At 58.0% G+C, this 18,479-nt stretch carries 18 protein-coding genes and 4 tRNA genes; 16 read left to right on the plus strand and 6 right to left on the minus strand.

Annotated features, from left to right (window positions below; genetic code table 11):
- The first annotated feature begins 13 nt into the window (after positions 1 to 13).
- The 9 genes from purF (at position 14) to AB7M26_RS14970 (ending at position 8,410) form a co-directional block, all read left to right on the plus strand.
- Entirely contained in the window at positions 14 to 1,519 is a 1,506-nt protein-coding gene (purF, locus tag AB7M26_RS14930; protein ID WP_007905939.1) for an amidophosphoribosyltransferase, read from the plus strand.
- A gap of 78 nt (positions 1,520 to 1,597) precedes the next feature.
- Positions 1,598 to 2,809 (plus strand): O-succinylhomoserine sulfhydrylase, encoded by a 1,212-nt coding sequence (locus AB7M26_RS14935; protein WP_123498715.1) that lies wholly within the window; start codon positions 1,598 to 1,600, stop codon positions 2,807 to 2,809.
- Complete coding sequence (locus AB7M26_RS14940) at positions 2,806 to 3,582, plus strand: SDR family oxidoreductase (protein WP_123498717.1); 777 nt, start codon at positions 2,806 to 2,808, stop codon at positions 3,580 to 3,582. Before AB7M26_RS14935 ends, AB7M26_RS14940 begins: the two co-directional genes overlap by 4 nt.
- A gap of 249 nt (positions 3,583 to 3,831) precedes the next feature.
- A tRNA-Val gene (locus AB7M26_RS14945) sits at positions 3,832 to 3,907 on the plus strand.
- 55 nt (positions 3,908 to 3,962) lie between these two features.
- A tRNA-Asp gene (locus tag AB7M26_RS14950) sits at positions 3,963 to 4,039 on the plus strand.
- 93 nt (positions 4,040 to 4,132) lie between these two features.
- A tRNA-Asp gene (locus tag AB7M26_RS14955) sits at positions 4,133 to 4,209 on the plus strand.
- A gap of 259 nt (positions 4,210 to 4,468) precedes the next feature.
- Positions 4,469 to 4,978 (plus strand): sigma-70 family RNA polymerase sigma factor, encoded by a 510-nt coding sequence (locus AB7M26_RS14960; protein ID WP_008007228.1) that lies wholly within the window; start codon positions 4,469 to 4,471, stop codon positions 4,976 to 4,978.
- Positions 4,975 to 5,919 carry a FecR domain-containing protein gene (locus AB7M26_RS14965; RefSeq protein WP_123498720.1) on the plus strand — a complete coding sequence of 315 codons (945 nt, stop codon included), beginning with the start codon at positions 4,975 to 4,977 and terminating at the stop codon, positions 5,917 to 5,919. The genes AB7M26_RS14960 and AB7M26_RS14965 overlap by 4 nt, the downstream gene beginning before the upstream one ends.
- 67 nt (positions 5,920 to 5,986) lie before the next feature.
- Entirely contained in the window at positions 5,987 to 8,410 is a 2,424-nt protein-coding gene (locus AB7M26_RS14970) for a TonB-dependent receptor (protein ID WP_123498722.1), read from the plus strand.
- A gap of 116 nt (positions 8,411 to 8,526) precedes the next feature.
- Here the strand turns inward: AB7M26_RS14970 and AB7M26_RS14975 are convergent, their stop codons facing one another.
- Positions 8,527 to 9,810 (minus strand): NAD(P)/FAD-dependent oxidoreductase, encoded by a 1,284-nt coding sequence (locus tag AB7M26_RS14975; RefSeq protein WP_123498724.1) that lies wholly within the window; start codon positions 9,808 to 9,810, stop codon positions 8,527 to 8,529.
- 183 nt (positions 9,811 to 9,993) lie between these two features.
- Between AB7M26_RS14975 and AB7M26_RS14980 the strand changes: the two genes are divergently transcribed.
- From AB7M26_RS14980 to AB7M26_RS14990, 3 genes are all read left to right on the plus strand, one after another.
- Positions 9,994 to 10,070: transfer RNA gene (locus tag AB7M26_RS14980), tRNA-Val, on the plus strand.
- A gap of 177 nt (positions 10,071 to 10,247) precedes the next feature.
- A complete protein-coding gene (locus AB7M26_RS14985; protein WP_192343331.1) occupies positions 10,248 to 10,715 on the plus strand; it encodes an anti-virulence regulator CigR family protein in 468 nt (155 codons plus the stop codon).
- Between the two features lie 177 nt (positions 10,716 to 10,892).
- Complete coding sequence (locus tag AB7M26_RS14990; protein WP_429441151.1) at positions 10,893 to 11,390, plus strand: hypothetical protein; 498 nt, start codon at positions 10,893 to 10,895, stop codon at positions 11,388 to 11,390.
- A gap of 55 nt (positions 11,391 to 11,445) precedes the next feature.
- Here AB7M26_RS14990 and AB7M26_RS14995 read toward each other — a convergent pair whose 3' ends face one another.
- Positions 11,446 to 12,660, minus strand: coding sequence for an MFS transporter (locus AB7M26_RS14995; RefSeq protein ID WP_429378878.1), 1,215 nt, complete (start codon positions 12,658 to 12,660; stop codon positions 11,446 to 11,448).
- Between the two features lie 113 nt (positions 12,661 to 12,773).
- Here AB7M26_RS14995 and AB7M26_RS15000 point away from each other — a divergent pair, with 113 nt between their 5' ends.
- Positions 12,774 to 13,229: a DUF2214 family protein gene (locus AB7M26_RS15000; protein WP_123498751.1), complete on the plus strand. Its 456-nt coding sequence runs from the start codon at positions 12,774 to 12,776 to the stop codon at positions 13,227 to 13,229.
- 191 nt (positions 13,230 to 13,420) lie between these two features.
- Here AB7M26_RS15000 and csrA read toward each other — a convergent pair whose 3' ends face one another.
- Positions 13,421 to 13,615 (minus strand): carbon storage regulator CsrA, encoded by a 195-nt coding sequence (gene csrA, locus AB7M26_RS15005; protein ID WP_007905913.1) that lies wholly within the window; start codon positions 13,613 to 13,615, stop codon positions 13,421 to 13,423.
- A gap of 249 nt (positions 13,616 to 13,864) precedes the next feature.
- Between csrA and AB7M26_RS15010 the strand changes: the two genes are divergently transcribed.
- A complete protein-coding gene (locus AB7M26_RS15010; RefSeq protein ID WP_192343334.1) occupies positions 13,865 to 14,230 on the plus strand; it encodes an SPOR domain-containing protein in 366 nt (121 codons plus the stop codon).
- Positions 14,231 to 14,303: 73 nt separating this feature from the next.
- Here the strand turns inward: AB7M26_RS15010 and AB7M26_RS15015 are convergent, their stop codons facing one another.
- From AB7M26_RS15015 to AB7M26_RS15025, 3 genes are all read right to left on the minus strand, one after another.
- Positions 14,304 to 14,993, minus strand: a complete 690-nt coding sequence (locus AB7M26_RS15015) for an endonuclease (RefSeq protein WP_008007243.1) — start codon at positions 14,991 to 14,993, stop codon at positions 14,304 to 14,306.
- Between the two features lie 4 nt (positions 14,994 to 14,997).
- Positions 14,998 to 15,288 carry a DUF1654 domain-containing protein gene (locus AB7M26_RS15020; RefSeq protein WP_429378884.1) on the minus strand — a complete coding sequence of 97 codons (291 nt, stop codon included), beginning with the start codon at positions 15,286 to 15,288 and terminating at the stop codon, positions 14,998 to 15,000.
- A 162-nt stretch (positions 15,289 to 15,450) separates the two neighbouring features.
- Positions 15,451 to 16,539, minus strand: coding sequence for an asparaginase (locus AB7M26_RS15025; protein WP_429384974.1), 1,089 nt, complete (start codon positions 16,537 to 16,539; stop codon positions 15,451 to 15,453).
- 340 nt (positions 16,540 to 16,879) lie between these two features.
- Between AB7M26_RS15025 and AB7M26_RS15030 the strand changes: the two genes are divergently transcribed.
- Together AB7M26_RS15030 and AB7M26_RS15035 are read left to right on the plus strand one after the other, a co-directional pair.
- Positions 16,880 to 17,332: a hypothetical protein gene (locus tag AB7M26_RS15030; RefSeq protein WP_429384977.1), complete on the plus strand. Its 453-nt coding sequence runs from the start codon at positions 16,880 to 16,882 to the stop codon at positions 17,330 to 17,332.
- Positions 17,333 to 17,511: 179 nt separating this feature from the next.
- The gene (locus AB7M26_RS15035) at positions 17,512 to 18,468 is read left to right on the plus strand and encodes a sugar ABC transporter substrate-binding protein (protein ID WP_123498761.1); all 957 of its coding nucleotides are present in this window, start codon (positions 17,512 to 17,514) and stop codon (positions 18,466 to 18,468) included.
- Positions 18,469 to 18,479 lie beyond the last annotated feature (11 nt).

The following is an 18,479-nucleotide window of genomic DNA, read 5'->3' on the forward strand; positions in this document are numbered from 1 at the left end:
GGGGTTGCGTCGCATGTGTGGCATCGTCGGTATCGTCGGTAAGTCGAACGTCAATCAGGCGCTGTATGACGCGCTAACCGTCCTCCAGCACCGCGGCCAGGACGCTGCCGGTATCGTGACCAGCCATGATGGCCGGTTATTCCTGCGCAAGGACAATGGGCTGGTGCGTGACGTGTTCCATCAACGTCACATGCAGCGCCTGGTCGGCCACATGGGCATTGGCCATGTGCGTTACCCGACCGCGGGCAGCTCGACTTCGGCCGAGGCCCAACCGTTTTACGTCAACTCGCCGTACGGCATTACCCTGGCGCATAACGGTAACCTGACCAACGTTGAACAACTGGCCAAGGAGATTTACGAATCTGACCTGCGCCACGTCAACACCAATTCCGATTCGGAAGTGCTGCTCAACGTGTTCGCACACGAACTGGCCCAGCGCGGCAAGTTGCAGCCAACCGAAGAAGACGTGTTCGCCGCTGTAACTGACGTGCACAACCGTTGCGTCGGTGGTTACGCGGTCGTGGCGATGGTCACCGGTTACGGCATCGTCGGTTTCCGCGACCCGCACGGCATCCGTCCGATCGTCTTCGGTCAGCGTCACACCGACGAAGGCGTCGAGTACATGATCGCCTCCGAAAGCGTTTCGCTGGACGTACTCGGTTTCACCCTGATTCGCGACCTGGCACCGGGCGAAGCGGTCTACATCACTGAAGACGGCAAGCTGCACACCCGTCAGTGCGCGACCAACCCGTCTCTGACCCCGTGCATTTTCGAACACGTTTATCTGGCGCGTCCGGACTCGATCATCGACGGCGTGTCGGTCTACAAGGCCCGCCTGCGCATGGGCGAGAAGCTTGCCGAGAAGATTCTGCGCGAGCGTCCGGATCACGACATCGACGTAGTCATCCCGATTCCGGACACCAGCCGCACCGCGGCCCTGGAGCTGGCGAACCACTTGGGCGTCAAGTTCCGCGAAGGCTTCGTGAAGAACCGCTACATCGGCCGGACCTTCATCATGCCGGGCCAGGCTGCACGGAAAAAGTCCGTACGCCAGAAGCTCAATGCCATCGAGCTGGAATTCCGCGGCAAGAACGTGATGCTGGTGGACGACTCCATCGTTCGTGGCACCACCTGCAAGCAGATCATCCAGATGGCCCGCGAAGCCGGCGCCAAAAACGTTTACTTCTGCTCCGCTGCACCGGCCGTTCGTTACCCGAACGTCTACGGCATCGACATGCCGAGCGCTCACGAGTTGATCGCCCACAACCGTTCGACCCAGGACGTGGCTGATCTGATCGGCGCTGACTGGTTGATCTATCAGGATTTGCCTGACTTGATCGAAGCGGTCGGTGGCGGCAAGATCAAGATCGAGAAGTTCGATTGCGCGGTGTTCGACGGCCAGTACGTCACCGGCGACGTCGACGAGGCTTACCTGAACAAGATCGAGCAGGCACGCAACGATGCCTCCAAGGTCAAGACCCAGGCAGTCAGTGCGATCATTGATCTGTACAACAACTGAGTAACTACCGGCCCCTAGGGGCCGGTTTTGTATCTACTAAAGACTCTCTAAATCAAGAGCAGGGCAAGGAGTGACAGCATGAGTCAGGATTGGGATGCCGGTCGGCTGGACAGCGACCTCGAAGGCGTAGCGTTCGATACCCTGGCCGTACGCGCCGGTCAGCACCGCACGCCGGAAGGCGAACACGGTGATCCGATGTTCTTCACTTCCAGCTACGTATTCCGTACCGCCGCCGACGCGGCCGCGCGCTTTGCTGGCGAAGTGCCGGGTAACGTTTACTCGCGCTACACCAACCCGACCGTGCGCGCGTTCGAAGAGCGCATTGCCGCGCTGGAAAGCGCCGAACAAGCCGTAGCCACCGCGACCGGTATGGCCGCGATCATGGCGGTGGTGATGAGTCTGTGCAGCGCCGGCGACCATGTTCTGGTCTCGCGTAGCGTGTTTGGCTCGACCATCAGTCTGTTCGAAAAGTACTTCAAGCGCTTCGGCATCGAAGTCGATTACGTACCCCTGGCGGACTTGTCAGGTTGGGATGCGGCGATCAAGGCCAACACCAAGTTACTGTTCGTCGAGTCGCCCTCCAACCCGCTGGCCGAACTGGTGGATATCAAGGCGCTGTCGGAAATTGCTCACGCCAAGGGCACGATGCTGGTGGTCGACAACTGCTTCTGCACCCCTGCGTTGCAGCAACCGCTGAAGCTGGGCGCGGACATCGTTGTGCACTCGGCGACCAAGTTCATCGATGGCCAGGGCCGTTGCATGGGCGGCGTTGTGGCTGGTCGTAGCGAGCAGATGAAAGAAGTCGTCGGTTTCCTGCGTACTGCCGGGCCGACCCTGAGCCCGTTCAACGCCTGGATCTTCCTCAAAGGTCTGGAAACGCTGAGCCTGCGCATGAAGGCGCACTGCGCCAATGCCCAGCAACTGGCCGAGTGGCTGGAGCAGCAGGACGGTATCGAGAAGGTCCATTACGCGGGCCTCAAGAGCCATCCGCAGCATGAGCTGGCCCAGCGTCAGCAGAAGGGTTTCGGTGCGGTCGTGAGTTTCGAGGTCAAGGGTGGCAAAGAGGGCGCCTGGCGCTTTATCGATGCGACGCGCCTGATCTCCATCACCGCCAACCTGGGCGACAGCAAAACCACCATCACGCACCCGAGCACCACCTCTCACGGCCGTCTCGCGCCGCAAGAGCGTGAAGCGGCAGGGATCCGTGACAGCCTGATCCGCATCGCGGTCGGTCTGGAAGATGTGGCAGACCTGCAAGCCGATCTGGCGCGCGGGTTGGCTGCCTTGTGATCGAGTTGTCGACGCCGACCACGGGCACCCATGGCCGCGTCGCGCTGGTCACCGGTGCTGCGCGCGGCATCGGCTTGGGGATTGCAGCCTGGTTGATCAGTGAAGGCTGGCAGGTGGTGCTGACTGATCTTGATCGAGTACGCGGTTCGAAAGTGGCGAAGGTGCTCGGCGACAACGCCTGGTTCATCGCCATGGACGTCGCGAATGAAGCGCAGGTGGCGCTGGGCGTGGCCGAGGTACTCGGGCAGTTCGGGCGTCTGGATGCGCTGGTGTGCAATGCCGCGGTGGCCGACCCGCACAACATCACCCTGGAAAGCCTTGATCTGGCCTACTGGAACCGGGTGTTGGCGGTGAACCTCAGCGGGCCGATGCTGTTGGCCAAGCACTGCGCGCCGTACCTGCGCGCTCACAGCGGCGCCATCGTCAATCTGGCCTCGACCCGTGCCGGCCAGTCAGAACCCGACACAGAGGCTTATGCGGCGAGCAAGGGCGGCCTGTTGGCCCTGACTCACGCCTTGGCCATCAGCTTAGGGCCGGAGATTCGCGTCAATGCGGTCAGTCCAGGCTGGATCGACGCGCGAGACCCTGCGGCACGGCGTGCCGAACCGCTGACCGATGCCGATCATGCCCAGCATCCGGCGGGCAGGGTAGGGACGGTCGAGGACGTGGCGGCGATGGTGGCGTGGTTGCTGTCCAGGAACGCCGGGTTCGTCACGGGCCAGGAGTTTGTGGTCGATGGTGGCATGACCAAGAAGATGATTTACAGCGAGTAATAGGGCGGGGCGCTGTCTCCAGCATTGATGTTGAATGTACCGCCATCTCGCGAGCAAGCCCGCTCCCATACTGAATTTATGTCGATCACAAACCTGTGGTCCGCCGCAGATCCAGTGTGGGAGCGGGCTTGCTCGCGAAAGCGGTCTGACTGTCTAAGACACAATTTTGTCTTTTTCAGAAAAACTTCAAGCAGGGTATTGACTTAGCTTCGGTACCTGCGTAAATTTCGCGGCCTCGGAGATGCAAACGGGTGATTAGCTCAGCTGGGAGAGCGTCTGCCTTACAAGCAGAATGTCGGCGGTTCGATCCCGTCATCACCCACCACTTCCGAGAGTCTTGCGAGAGCAAGATGGAAGCTTTTAAAAGCCTCCACCGACGCGCAGCGGTAGTTCAGTCGGTTAGAATACCGGCCTGTCACGCCGGGGGTCGCGGGTTCGAGTCCCGTCCGCTGCGCCATATTTTCCGAGTCAGGTTTACCTGGCTCGAGATTGAAAAGCCTCGAAGCTTTCCAGTCAGACGAGTTACTTGGGCGAAAGTCCAAAGCGATACGCAGCGGTAGTTCAGTCGGTTAGAATACCGGCCTGTCACGCCGGGGGTCGCGGGTTCGAGTCCCGTCCGCTGCGCCATATCTGCCTCAAGGCCCACTGAACGCCTTGGAGCTACGAAGCAAGCCGCTGGTAAAGCCAGTGTCTGTTTCGAGTCGATAGCAAAGACCCTGGTCGAAAGACCGGGGTTTTTTGTGTCTGCGATTTTGCTTTTCCTCTCTCATGTCCTTCCCGCCCAACCTTTCTGCGCCCCAATTGCATAAAGGACTTGGTTCACAGCTCCGACATTAATTAGAATCACTCTCATTTACGATAACTCCTTGGCGCAGGGCTTCTTGAGATGAGTGATGCAGCGATGCCGAAGGAGCAAACCTTCCACGACCTGTACCGCGATCACCGTGGCTGGCTGGAAGGCTGGTTGAGAAGACGCATGGGTAATGGCTGTGATGCGGCGGACCTGAGCCAGGATACGTTCCTGCGTTTGCTCGCCAGCTCTCAACGAATTGCCGATCTGCAAGAGCCCCGTGCCTATCTGCTGACCGTGGGCAAACGCCTGCTGAGTAATTTCTATAAACGTCGAAGCCTGGAGCAGGCTTATCTGACGGCACTGGCGGCGTTGCCGGAAGACTGTGTGCCGTCGCCCGAGCAGCGCTGGTTGTTGCTCGAAACCCTGCAAGCCCTGGATGAACTGCTCGATGGACTGCCAGCGGCGGTGCGTAGGGCGTTTCTCTGGAGTCAGCTGGAAGGCTTGAACTATCAGCAAATCGCCGAGCGCCTGCAGGTATCGGAGCGCACGATCAAACGCTACATGGCGCAAGCCTATGAGCATTGCCTGTTGGTGGAACTGTGAACAGTCCGGTGCCCGATGCCCGTCAGGCGGTGCGAGCTGCCGCGCAGTGGCTCGCCTTGCTGGAATCTGGAAGTGCCAACGAGCAAGATCGTGCGAATCTGCAGCGCTGGCGCGACAGTTGCGTCAGTCACGAGCAGGCCTGGCAGAAGGCTCAAGCCTTGCGCCAGCGGTTTGCCGATCTGCCTTCAGCGTTGGCGCTCAAAAGTCTGGATCGCCCCGATCCGGGTCGTCGTATGGTGCTCAAGCGTGCATTGGGTGCGGTGGCGTTGGTGCCGGCGGCTTGGCTGATCAGCCGACAATTGCCCCTGGATGTCTGGCGAGCTGATCTGCATACGGTCACCGGAGAGCGCAAACAGGTGCAGCTCGCTGATGGCAGTTCCTTGCAGCTCAACACGGCCAGTGCCGTCGATGTGGATTTGCAGAGCCGTCGCTTGAAGCTGATTGAGGGCGAACTGTCGCTGAAGGTGCCGAGCGCGTCGCCGCTGACGATTCAAACGAAGTTTGGACAGGTCATCGTCAGCCAAGGCGAAGTCTGTGTTCGTCAGCAAGCGCGCGGTTGCCGCGTGTCGGTGTACAACGGCGCCGTGCAATTGCAGCCCTTGCAGGGGCTGGCGTTGGCTTTGCGCACTGGTCAACAAGTCAGCCTTCAAGCAACCGGTGTCGGGCCGATCAGCCCATTCGATGTGCTTGCGCCGGGTTGGCGAGAGGGCGTGCTGATGGCGAAAAACCAGCCGCTGGGAGATTTCCTGCGCGAACTCGGCACTTATCGACCGGGTGTGCTGCGTTGGGAGCCGGAGCTTGAAGCGTTGCGGGTCACCGGCAGTTTCCGCCTGGACGACACCGATCGCGTCCTCGCATTGCTCGCGGCCAGTTTGCCGCTGGAGGTGCATTCACGTACCCGGTATTGGGTGACGTTACTGCCGCGCAAAAATAGTGTGTGAAGCCTGTCCCCTTTTTTCGGCTCGCTTGTCATTCAAGGCATGTGAACGAATCAAGAGAACTCTATCAATGCCCGCAGTAATACCTTGCTGTCCGCGTCCGGCTTCTTCCCGCCTGCGTCCGTTGTTGCACCTGAGCCTGTTGCTGGGCCTGAGTGCCAGTCCATTATTCATCACAGCCAGTTGGGCCGAAGACAGTGCCCGGCGCAATTATCAGGTGCCTGCCGGCAGCTTGAGTGATGCGTTGACCCGGTTTGCCGGTCTGTCTGGCGTCAACCTCTCGGTAGATCCGGCACTGGTGGGTGGTCGCACCAGCCCCGGTCTTTCCGGCGAATTCGCGGTCGAGGAGGGCTTTGCCCGGCTGTTGCAGGGTTCCGGTCTGCAACTGCAGCCGGTAGGCGAACAAGCCTACATCCTGACCCCGGCGCCAGAAGGCAGCAGCCTGCAACTGGCCCCCACCTCGATTCTCGGTGCCACGGGCGGGGCGGACGGCGAGGTGTATGCCGGCGGCCAGGTCGCGCGCCGAGGTTCGCAAGGTTTGCTGGGCTCGAAAGACTTTATGGAAACGCCGTTCAGCATGACCACCTACACCGGCGAGGCGGTCAAAAACCTGCAGGCTCGGACCTTGGGCGACCTGATCGCCAGCGATCCTTCGGTTCGCGCCACCAACCCGGCGGGTGGGCGTTATGAGCAGTTCACCATTCGCGGGCTCAGCCTGTTCAACAGCGATGTCGCCTACAACGGTCTCTACGGCGTCCTGCCGACCTATACGATCGACATGGAGATGGCCGACCGCGTCGACATCATCAAAGGCCCGAACCAGCTCATCAATGGCATCTCGCCGCGGGGCAGTGTGGGTGGCGGGATCAACGTGGTGCCCAAGCGCGCGACCGACAAGCCCATCACTTCGTTCACTGGTAGTTACGCTTCCGACAATCAGGTCGGCGGTGCCGTGGATGTTGGTCGGCGCTTTGGTGAGGACAATAAATTCGGTATTCGTTTCAACGGCGTGAAGCAGTCCGGCGACACCGAATGGGATCACCAGAGTGTCGATCGCGAGATGGCCGTGCTGGGCCTGGATTTTCGCGGTGAACGCCTGCGACTCTCGACGGACATCGGGCGCACCGAGCGTGATACCGACGCCCCGCAGGAGCGCGTGCAGGTCGGCGCCAATGCCAAGGTGCCGAATGCGAACGATGTGCGTGACAACTATGCACAGCCCTGGAGCAAGGCGAGTACCAACGACACGTTCGGGGCGGTGAACGGCGAATTTGATGTCAGCGATTCCGTCATGCTGTACGGGGGAGTGGGCGCGCGTAAAAGCAATCATGACTTCCTCCGGCATGCCGTTGCGGTCACCAATGATGCCGGCGATTTCAGCGTTCAGCCGCGTGACTTCACCCGTGATGAAAATGTCCGGACGGCCACGGCAGGGGTGCGCAACTGGTTTCATACCGGCCCGGTGAGCCATGAAGTCAATCTGGCCGCCAGCTATTTCTACATGGACTTCGAAAATGGCGGCGCCCGTTATGCCGCGGCCCGCAGCAACCTCTACGACCCCGTGGAAACACCAACACCTGTCAGACCCACTCGGCTCGATTCGAAGGTCTACACCGAGAACCGCTTCAGCGGCGTGGCGTTGTCCGACACTCTGGGCTTCTTCGATGACCGGCTTTTGCTGACCCTCGGCGCCCGCTGGCAGCGCGTGAAGGTTGACGACTGGACGGATAACGTCAAAGGCGCCACGGCCTACGATGAAGAAAAGGTATCGCCGTCGGGCGGCATTCTGTTCAAGGCAACCGATAAGCTGTCGCTGTATGCCAACTACATGGAGGGCCTGAGCCAGGGCAAGATCGCGCCATCGACCTCTGTGAACGAGGACGAGATATTTCCGCCGTTCATCAGCCGCCAGGTCGAGGTCGGCGCCAAGTATGACGCGGGTGCGTTCGCCGTGACTGCCGCGGTGTTCCGGATCAAGCAACCGGCCTATGAGACCAACGCCACGACGCGGGTTTTCGGCCCGAACGGCAAGCGCGAAAATACGGGCATGGAGCTGAGTGTGTTCGGTGAACCGCTCAAAGGTTTTCGCCTGCTCGGCGGTGTCATGTACATCGACAGCGAGTTGGCCAATACCACCAATGGCACCTATGACGGCAACCGGGCACCGGCCACGCCGAAATACAACGTCAACCTGGGCGCGGAGTGGGATGTACCGACCGTACAGGGCCTGACCCTGACCAGTCGCGGCCTCTATTCCAGCTCGCAGTATCTGGACCAGTCCAATAACAAAGAAATCGAAGCATGGGAGCGTTTCGACGTGGGTGCGCGCTACGCATTCAAGGTCGACGAAAAGAACATCACCCTGCGTGCCAACGTCGAGAACGTGGCGGACAAGCGCTACTGGAGTTCGGCTGGGGCCTCGGATGACAGCGAGCCTGGTTTGACGTTGTCGACCCCACGCACCTACCTCCTTTCGGCGACGGTCGACTTCTGAATACGGTCTATTTCTGAAAATAGATCAGAAGGTGTAAGCCTTAATCAGGGCGAGAGATGCTGATGTAAAAAGGGGCAACTTTTCAGTTGCCCCTTTTTTCGTCTGTGTGTGTCCCGTCAGAAACCCAGTTTGTCTCGCAATCCGTAATACCAGGCGCCCAATGCAGCGAATGGTGTACGCAGCAATTGTCCGCCGGGAAACGGGTAGTGGGGCAGGTCGGCAAAGGCATCAAAACGCTCAGCCTGGCCGCGCAATGCTTCGGCCAGTACCTTGCCCGCCAGGTGCGTATACGTTACGCCGTGGCCGCTGCAACCCTGGGAATAGTAGATGTTGTCGCCCAGCCGTCCGACCTGGGGAAGTCGCGACAGGGTCAGCAGGAAATTGCCGGTCCAGGCGTAATCGATTTTCACGTCCTTGAGTTGCGGGAAGGCCTTGAGCATCTTCGGTCGAATGATCGCCTCGATGTTCGCCGGATCGCGTGCGCCATAGACCACACCGCCGCCGAAAATCAGGCGTTTGTCAGCGCTCAGGCGGTAGTAATCAAGCAGGTAGTTACAGTCTTCGACGCAGTAGTCCTGAGGCAGCAGGCGCTTGGCCAATTCATCGCCCAAGGGTTCGGTGGCGATCACTTGAGTCCCGCAGGGCATCGACTTCGCCGCCAGCTCCGGCACCAGATTGCCGATGTAAGCGTTGCCGGCGACGATGATGAATTTGGCCCTGACCTTGCCCTGAGGCGTATACACCACCGGATTGGCGCCGCGCTCGATGCGCACCGCTGGCGACTGCTCGTAAATGGTGCCACCCAGCGACTCCACAGCTGCTGCCTCGCCCAAGACAAGATTGAGCGGATGAATATGCCCGCCGCTCATATCGAGCATGCCGCCGACGTATTGATCGCAAGCCATCACTTCACGGATGCGTCGCTGATCCAGCAACTCAAGTTGCGTGTGACCAAAACGCTCCCACAGGCGCTTCTGGGACTCCAGATGGCCCATCTGCTTGGCGGTAATGGCGGCGAACACACCGCCGTCCTTCAGGTCGCACTGGATGTTGTATTTGGCCACCCGCTCACGAATGATCCGCCCACCCTCGAACGCCATTTGCCCCAATAGCTGAGCTTGCTTGGGGCCGACACTGCGCTCAATCACATCGATATCACGGCTGTAGCTGTTAACGATCTGGCCACCGTTGCGCCCCGATGCGCCAAAACCCACTTTGGCGGCTTCCAGGACCGTTACCCGAAAACCGTTCTCCAGCAAAAACAGGGCAGAGGACAGACCGGTATAACCGGCCCCGATGACACAGACATCAGTCTCTGCATCATCCTGCAAGGCCGGGCGCGGCGGCGCCACATTGGCCGACGCAGCGTAATAGGACTCTGGGTAGGGAGTGTTCGCCATCCTGCAGCCTCTGTTTAATATATTTTACGAGTGCATCGATCCTACCCGAGTTAAAAAACGACCGCCAGCCAGCGGAAAATCTTCTTTGCCACAGCAAAATTAAATATTTTGCATATTCATAGGGTTAGGTGAAAAAAAGGTGTTGACACCCCTTCGGAATTCCGTAGAATGCCGCCTCACAGCAGGCACGTAGCTCAGTTGGTTAGAGCACCACCTTGACATGGTGGGGGTCGTTGGTTCGAGTCCAATCGCGCCTACCAAACAAAATCCGCTCTGCTGGGCGGTCTAGAAGGGCTCACCGAAAGGTGGGCCCTTTTTTGTTGTCTGCGATTTAACTTGAGCCGATGGCGCCACCTCCAGCGAACATAGTTTCTGAACTAACACAGCCATAACCGTCTATACATTGCAGGGGGCATCCCCTTTCTGAGAGAACGGATATGTTTAGATCTCGCTCGTTGATTGCCGCTATGACGTGTCTTGCCTTGGCGTCCGGTTCAATGACTGCATTGGCCGACCCGGGAAACGGGAAGGGCCAGGGAAGCGGCAAGGGAAATCCACAAAACATCCAGGACCATGGCAACGCCAGCCATGGAAACAAAGGCAAAGGTTCAGGGGGTGACGATTGGAGTCACGGCCCGAGCATCAACCACGGAAGTGTCCTCGGTATCCTGGGTGGTTATCGCGACTACTGGAGCCCCGGGCCCGCCTTGCCACCCGGCATTCAAAAAAACCTCGCCCGTGGAAAACCGCTACCGCCGGGGATCGCCAAAAAACTCGATGGCCGATTGCTCGGCAGGCTTCCGCATTACGATGGCTACGAGTGGCGGCAGGCTGGCACTGACTTGATATTGGTGGCGATCGCTACCGGGATTATCTACGAGGTTCTCAATGGCGCATTCGATTGATATGAAACTGACCAATTCAATCGTGTCCTCGCAGCATAACGACCTGTAAATCACGGGAAGCAATGTGCATTTTTTCGCTAATTGCACATTGCCTGCCCGCTGGTCGTCGGCTTTTGAACTGTGTGCCGCCGAAACAGTCAATTACTCCGTGCAATATCAACCACACGGAATCTCCCCATGTTATTAAAAAACAAGAGTTTTGCAGCCGTCATGTCATGCGTGATGATGCTTGCAGCCGCCCCATTATTGCCCGCTGAGCTGTCCATCATGAGTTCCGCCTACGCGAAAGATGGTGGTGGTGGTGGTGGTGGTGGTGGTGGTGGTGGTGGTAACGGCGGCGGCAATGGTGGTGGTAACGGTGGTGGCAATGGTGGCGGTAATGGCAGTGGCCACGGTGGTTCCGGCCATTCCGGCGGCGTCAGCAATGGCCACGGCAATGGCTTGAGCAGTGATCACGCAGGCAAAGCTGTACGCGACCGTGGTCTCAGTGGCAACCACTACGGTAATGATCGTAATGGTGATAGCGGCCATGGTTCGGTGACTTCGGGCATTGCGAATTCCCGGGATACGCGAGGGGTGACGAAGGCCTCTGCCATTTCGACCTCTACGCCTGGCGATCACAATGCTAAAGGACTAAGCAACGCTCGCACTTCGACTTCAAAAAGAACAGATTAAGTCCAAAATTCTCAAAAGCCGGGTGTCCGTCAGGAGCCCGGTTTTTTTGCGCCCGCTATTTACCAATTGAATCGGGCACTGGGACAGCAGTTGCATTGCTCGCCCTGGCGAAAAGCACCACGCCCACCCCGATCAAGCCAGTGATCACCGCCAGCAGCAGAATGACTTTCTGTACTCCCAGAGGGGCGGCCAACAAGGCGATCAGCAATCCGGCCAATGGTTGAGAAAGATTGTTCAGCAAGGTAATGACGCCCACGGTCTTGCCGAAGTCCTTGGGCGGAATCACCCGCTGGCGGATGCTGCGTATGTATACGTTGAACATCTTGTCGAAACCGACAATCAGCAGGAAGCCGATGGCATACCCCCAAGCGTTCGGACTGAAGGCGGTGGTCAGAGCGCCGGCGGCAATCATCGTATAAGAAACGACTCCCAGTACTCTCATTGGTAAGGTCACCCGCGCCAGGAAGAACAGAATGACGATGGTGATCACCGCCCCGGCGGCTTGCAGCCCTGCATAAAAGTCTTTGCTGGCGCTGTATTGGCCGATCACCATGGCTGCTGATGTGGCCAGGGTGATGCCGATGATCAGGTTCACGCCCACCGCCAGGCTGATCACCTTCTGCAGTTCCGCCAGGTCGCGAATATGCCCGAATGCAATGCGCAGCGGTTGCAGCCAGATGTCCTGATGTTGCTCGAATGACTCCAGAGTGATCGAGCTGGTGCGTTGCCAGATCAACATCGCCAGATCAGCCAGCAGAAACAGCCCGGCAATCCCCAGCACCACCCAGTGCCACGCCCAGACTTCCAGCATCAGCGCCGCGACCAGTGGGCCAAGCACCAGCCCGGTCTGATCGGCGATCTGCGAATAGGAGAGGGTCTTGGCGTAGGTGTATTGCTTGAAAATGTAGGGCATGACCACTTCGCGGGCCATGATGCCCTGGGTGGTCAGCACGCCGCACAGCGCGGACAGAATCACGATCCAGTAGATGCCATCAAATACGCCATACAGTGCCACGGCAGCGACGCAGGCCGCTGCACGGTAGACCTGGCTGATGTGCAGGATGCGAATGGGCGAAAACTTGTCGCACAGTGCACCGCATACGGGAAATGCCAGAAAGCGCGGCAACGACTCGGCAAAAAAAGCCAGGCCGGCCAAAGAGACACTGTTGGTGGTCTGAAAGACAATCAGCGGGACGATGAACAGCAGGATCTGGTCACCCAGCCGGGACAGGAACAGCGAGATAAAGAAAGCCAGGTAATCCTTACGCATAGTGACCTCATGTCGATGGCGGTGTATCAGCGGAGCCACGAGCTTTGGGCAAATATCCTCCGATGAACTACTACTGTAGGGTTGTTTCAACTTCGTCTGTAAGGAGTATGTCGATGCTGGCTCACTGGTTTCTGGCGGTGATTCACCTCTTGGCCTTTTCGCTAGGCTTCTGGGCGGTACTGACCCGCGGTACGGCTTTACGTCGTCTGATTGCCGGGACAGGGGAGGCGCGCAGCGTTTTGGTTGCGGATAATCTGTGGGGGATCTCTGCAGTCATTCTCTTGGTCACGGGAGGGATGCGAGCTTTTGGTGGGTATGAAAAAGGCACTGATTACTATCTTCACCAGCCGCTGTTTCATCTCAAGATGACGCTCTTCGTCCTTATCCTGTTGCTTGAAATTGCGCCGATGGTGGCGCTGATCAAATGGCGGATTGCGTTGGGGCGTAGGGCGGCTATCGATACCGGGCGCGCAACGCTGTTTGCCCGTATCAGTCATATCGAAGCGCTGCTGCTGGTGCTGATGGTCGTAGCTGCCACGGGCATGGCGCGTGGGGTAACGTTTGGTTAGCCAGGAATGAGGAAGCTCTTTCTCGCTGCAAATCCGAAACGTCTGACAGTCATGGCATGAGATGGGCGGTAGTATCGGCTCCACGTTGCGACGGTATCGCAAAGAGGTTGGGCAGAGGGCGATGCGGTGCTTGAATCTTTAGCCAGCCGTTATTCGAGGCAGAATGGGCTGGCTACTGACCACAGCAGGATTCAGGGTGTTTGCGGTTTGTCTGGGGCGGTCAGGCCGGCCTGAATGCGTTGGTAGATTTCTTCGCGATGCACCGCAACGTCTTTCGGGGCGTTGATGCCAATCCTGACTTGCTGGCCGCTAACGCCCAGAATGGTGATCGTAATATTGTCACCGATGTTTATGCTTTCACCGACTTTGCGGGTGAGTATCAGCATGGTTTTCTCCTTGATTGCTTTGTGGGGCACCTGATTCGGACAGTGCAGAGGTCGGTATAGGTATAGATTAGTGCGAAGTCTCGCAGTTTGGGTGCCTCTTTCTGACGCGCAGATGCTGCATTAATTCCCAAGGCGTAACTATACAGAGGCCGCAACCATCATTCTCGTTGTTTTGCGCCCATTTTGCGGCGCTCGAGCAGGATCCATGAGTGTTAAAATCGCCGCTTTCAGCATTCAGAGGGAAGCGTTGTGCGCAAAATGGCCTTGGTAATCGCAGTATTGACGTTGGCCGGGTGCGGTGAGGGTAAGGGGGTTGACGCTCAAAAGCCGCAACCGGCAGTCGCCTCCGTGCCCGCAGCGACAACCGGCCCACAATGGGACGTCGAGGTGCGCGGCGAAACCCCCCAGGCGGTCAGCGACCTGAGCGGCTGGTTGATTGAGCATAGCTTCGTTTCCAGCGTCATCAGGGAGAACGGAAAGGTTCGTATCCTGATAGGGCCGTTCAATTCGAAAACCGAGGCACAAGACAAGCAAGCTGAGGTGACGGCAGCGCTCACCCGGGCAAAGAAAAGGAATATCGAGGCGCTGGTGGTCGAACATCCGACGGCTCAATAAACAAAAACAGCGGTTAGAAACGAACAAAGGCCTGAGGTGTGATGCTCCAGGCCTTTGTGTTTTCAGCGGCCGGTCAGCCGCAGGTTTTCATGTCCACCGGGCCGACAAATTCGTTGCCGCGCCCCATCACGCACGCAACGCTCTGATTGCGTTGACGTTCCCAGGCCTGTACCGGATAGGTTTTATTCCAGGCTTCATACAGTTGCCGATCCTGTTTTGACAGGCGCAAGCCGTATTGCTTACTCATGTAGAAATAAGTCCGGGCGATCATGCCGCGAATGGAAGGGCGGGGCATGACCTTCTTTGCCTTGAAGTCGACCTGTGTCAGGCACGAACCGTATTGACCGGTTTGCACGGGCAACCAGCCGAAGCTGAAGTTGCTGCGATCGCCATTCACCTCGCCGATGCTCGGCACCAGATTGTGCAGATCGGCCTCGGCTTTCTGATAGGTCGGGTCGTACCGTGTGCAGTTCTTGCGACCGCCTTGTTGCCAGCATTCGCGCTGATGGCCGATCTGCCAGGCCGGGACAATGTGTTCCCACTCGATGCGCGAGGCGCGTTTGGCGTTTTTGCGCGGCACATAGCCGCAGGCGGCCAAGTCCACACGGTTGCCGGTGTATTTGCAGCCGCAATAAAACTCGGTGGATTGCGGGGCGTACAACTTCCACGCGACTTTCTTGGCTTCGTTGAAGGTGCGTGGGGCGCCAGCCTGGGCGCCGAGGGTGATGAACAGCAGCAGTAAAGCAAACCAGCGGACACTCATTGACTCAGTCTTCCTTTGGCACAACCCAGAAAATCTGCACACCACCATCGTCGCGATGGGCGAGGGTGACGTTATCGTTCTCGTCGATTTCTTCGAGCAAGCGTTCCCATTCATCCACCGGTTCATCTGGAAGACGGAAGATCAGTGCTGCTTTGGCTTTTTGAGCGGTGGGGGAATTGATGATTTTCTGAACGCGCATACCCAGGCGTTCATAGGTATCAGGAGAGACAGAGGTAGTGGCCACGGAATTATCCTTATTAAGCTGTACGGGCATACAGTATTTAACTGTAGGCATTTTCGCAACTGCTTAAAATTCAAGAAAATCCTCTGACAGTAGTTTTTTCCGTTTGGTGTAGGACGATGGGAAATTTTCTATCGGAATAGGTCGTGAACCACTCACCAAGGCTGGCGAGTGGTGGCAGCGATGCCCGACCAGAACAGGTCGGGCGTGGGCGGATCAGTATTCCCAGAACATCCGTTGCAGCTCTTTGCTGTCGTTGGTCTTGCTCAGCGCGACCATGGCCAGGATGCGGGCTTTTTGCGGGTTCAGGTCGTTAGCCACAACCCAGTCGTACTTGTCGTCAGGCTGTTCGGCGTTACGCAGTACGAAACCACCGGCGTTGACGTGGGAAGAACGAATGATTTGTACGCCGTCCTTGCGCAGGGCTTGCAGGGCGGGAACCACGCGGGACGAGACCGAGCCATTGCCGGTACCGGCGTGGATGATGGCTTTGGCGCCCGATTGAGCCAGGGCTTTGTAGGCGGTGTCGCTGACGTTGCCATAGGAATAGGCGATTTCGACGTCAGCCAGGCTCTTGATGGTTTTGATGTCGAATTCCGAATCCATGGTGTGGCGCTTGGCTGGCAAGCGGAACCAGTAGGATTTGCCTTCGACCACCATGCCCAGTGGGCCCCAGGCACTTTTGAATGCCTCGGTCTTGATGTTGATCATTTTGCTGACATCGCGACCCGACTGGATTTCATCGTTCATGGTCACCAGTACGCCTTTGCCGCGTGCGTCTTTGCTGCTGGCCACGGCGACGGCGTTGTACAGGTTCAGCATGCCGTCGGCCGACATGGCGGTGCCAGGGCGCATGGAGCCTACGACGATGATCGGCTTGTCGGTTTTTTCCACCAGATTGAGGAAGTAAGCGGTTTCTTCCAGCGTGTCGGTGCCGTGGGTGATGACAATGCCATCGACGTCTTTGCTGTCGGCCAGTTCAGCCACGCGACGGCCCAGTTGCAGCAGATTGTCGTTGGTGATGCTTTCGGAGGCGATCTGCATCACTTGTTCGCCGCGGACGTTGGCCAATTGGCTTAGTTCCGGAACCCCTGCGATCAGCTGTTCGATACCGACTTTCGCCGCTTGATAGGTGGCGCTGTTGGCGGCACTGGCACCCGCGCCGGCGATGGTGCCGCCGGTGGCCAGGATCACCACGTTCGCCAGTTTCTGTTTTGTTTCGACTTCTTTAGCCTGAGGGGCGGTAGGAAGGAGAAGCAGGAGGGCCAAAGCGCCCGGAATAAAAGTGTTGAAGACAGATTTCATTATTGTTTTCTCTAGTAGTGAGACAGTGCGGAATGCAGGTTCATCTAGAAGCGCCCCAGGCAGATCTGAACGCCGGGGGTGTAGGGGAAGAGCAGGATCTGTACCAGCCTGACATTCAACAAGAAGATCTTTTAACCTCATGTTTTTTATATAAATTATTGAAATATCTGGAAAAGTGTTCGCACTTGCTCGTCCGGGTTCCCGAACATGGGGTGCTTTTGCGTTCGGCTCTCCGACCTCCATTAAGAAATTCACCTTGCGAAATCGAAAATCAGTGCTAAAGAAACTCCCGCGCAGGTCGATGCTCCTTTAAAGGGATCAAATTTTTCCAGGAGTTCACATGTCGTTTGCTGTCGGTTTTCCAAATGCAGGTGCCATCACTCTCGCGGGCAAGTCTCCGGCGACTGTCAACGCCTTGAGTGAAGCGACGTCCGACGCCTCAACCCAAGCGCTGGGTGAGGAGGCGGGTAGTGACAATCAAGTCAGAACCGGTGGCGGTGCGCAGACTCAGGGCGAAAGCAAGTCCGAAAAAAGCAGCAATCAAAGTATTGCGGTGCAGGTACTGCTCAAACGCATGCAGGAACTTCAGCAGCAACTGCGCGAACAGCAGCAACAACTGGCGGCCGCTCAGGCAGCGAATTATCCGACCCCGGAAGCCAAAGCCACCGCTGTCATGTCGATTCAGGGGCAAATCGCCGATACCAGCGGTGCGCTCGCGCAAGTGACAGGCAATCTGGTCAAAGAGCTGGCCAAGGGTTCCAGCAGTGGCAGTCTGGTCAGCACCACAGCGTGATGTAAAAGGGTTGGCTTTTGCCAACCGAGACACAAAACGTGTCGTTGACAAATCTCGATAGGGTTCGCATAGTTCGGTCTACGCAAACGTTTGCGCGGTCGCCCTTGATGGCTTGATCCCGTAAGGGCAGAGTCCAGCGCAAGCATTGCTCAGAATAATCATAAGATCGGAGTGAACCCATGAAGCTGCCATTCGCTGGACGTCTTCTCGCTGTCGCAATGCTGGCTGCCGCATCCGCCGCGTTGCCCGTCTCTTCGGCTTTCGCCGAAACCCCTGAAAAACCTAAAGTCGCATTGGTCATGAAATCCTTGGCCAACGAATTCTTCCTGACCATGGAAGACGGCGCCAAGGCTTACCAGAAAGACCACTCCGGCGACTTCGAGCTGATCTCCAACGGCATCAAGGACGAAACGGACACGGCCGGCCAGACGCGCATCGTCGAGCAAATGATTTTGTCCAAAGTCAACGCATTGGTCATCGCCCCGGCAGACTCCAAGGCCATGGTTCCGGTCATCAAGAAAGCGGTCGATGCCGGCATCACCGTGATCAACATCGATAACCAGCTGGACCCGGCCGTGGTCAAAAGCAAAAACATCACCGTTCCGTTCGTAGGCCCGGACAACCGCAAAGGCGCGCGTCTGGTGGGTGAGTACCTGGCCAAACAGCTGAAGGCTGGTGACGAAGTCGGCATCATTGAAGGCGTTTCCACCACCACCAATGCGCAACAGCGCACGGCGGGCTTCAAGGATGCGATGGAAGCGGCGCAGATCAAGGTCGTGTCCCTGCAATCCGGTGATTGGGAAATCGACAAGGGCGGCAAAGTTGCCTCGTCGATGCTCAGCGAATACCCGAACATCAAGGCTCTGTTGGCCGGCAATGACAGCATGGCCGTCGGCGCAGTATCTGCCGTGCGCGCGGCGGGCAAGGCCGGCAAGGTGCAAGTGGTCGGTTACGACAACATCAACGCCATCAAGCCAATGCTCAAGGATGGCCGCGTCCTGGCCACCGCCGACCAGTTCGCTGCCCGGCAAGCAGTGTTTGGCATCGAGACGGCGCTGAACATCATTAGCGGCAAGAAAGTCGATAGCGGCGCCAACGGCGTCATCGAAACTCCGGTAGAGCTGGTTACCAAGTAGTCCTTCTGGCG

This window comes from Pseudomonas sp. F-14 TE3482, from assembly GCF_053629455.1.

What these genes read in the sequence shown, in the direction of transcription:
- purF (WP_007905939.1), top strand. Translation starts at nt 14, where the DNA reads ATGTGTGGCATCGTCGGTATCGTCGGTAAGTCGAACGTCAATCAGGCG.
- AB7M26_RS14935 (WP_123498715.1), top strand. Translation starts at nt 1,598, where the DNA reads ATGAGTCAGGATTGGGATGCCGGTCGGCTGGACAGCGACCTCGAAGGC.
- AB7M26_RS14960 (WP_008007228.1), top strand. Translation starts at nt 4,469, where the DNA reads ATGAGTGATGCAGCGATGCCGAAGGAGCAAACCTTCCACGACCTGTAC.
- AB7M26_RS14970 (WP_123498722.1), top strand. Translation starts at nt 5,987, where the DNA reads ATGCCCGCAGTAATACCTTGCTGTCCGCGTCCGGCTTCTTCCCGCCTG.
- AB7M26_RS14975 (WP_123498724.1), bottom strand. Translation starts at nt 9,810, where the DNA reads ATGGCGAACACTCCCTACCCAGAGTCCTATTACGCTGCGTCGGCCAAT.
- AB7M26_RS14985 (WP_192343331.1), top strand. Translation starts at nt 10,248, where the DNA reads ATGTTTAGATCTCGCTCGTTGATTGCCGCTATGACGTGTCTTGCCTTG.
- AB7M26_RS14990 (WP_429441151.1), top strand. Translation starts at nt 10,893, where the DNA reads ATGTTATTAAAAAACAAGAGTTTTGCAGCCGTCATGTCATGCGTGATG.
- AB7M26_RS14995 (WP_429378878.1), bottom strand. Translation starts at nt 12,660, where the DNA reads ATGCGTAAGGATTACCTGGCTTTCTTTATCTCGCTGTTCCTGTCCCGG.
- AB7M26_RS15000 (WP_123498751.1), top strand. Translation starts at nt 12,774, where the DNA reads ATGCTGGCTCACTGGTTTCTGGCGGTGATTCACCTCTTGGCCTTTTCG.
- csrA (WP_007905913.1), bottom strand. Translation starts at nt 13,615, where the DNA reads ATGCTGATACTCACCCGCAAAGTCGGTGAAAGCATAAACATCGGTGAC.
- AB7M26_RS15015 (WP_008007243.1), bottom strand. Translation starts at nt 14,993, where the DNA reads ATGAGTGTCCGCTGGTTTGCTTTACTGCTGCTGTTCATCACCCTCGGC.
- AB7M26_RS15020 (WP_429378884.1), bottom strand. Translation starts at nt 15,288, where the DNA reads ATGCCTACAGTTAAATACTGTATGCCCGTACAGCTTAATAAGGATAAT.
- AB7M26_RS15025 (WP_429384974.1), bottom strand. Translation starts at nt 16,539, where the DNA reads ATGAAATCTGTCTTCAACACTTTTATTCCGGGCGCTTTGGCCCTCCTG.
- AB7M26_RS15030 (WP_429384977.1), top strand. Translation starts at nt 16,880, where the DNA reads ATGTCGTTTGCTGTCGGTTTTCCAAATGCAGGTGCCATCACTCTCGCG.
- AB7M26_RS15035 (WP_123498761.1), top strand. Translation starts at nt 17,512, where the DNA reads ATGAAGCTGCCATTCGCTGGACGTCTTCTCGCTGTCGCAATGCTGGCT.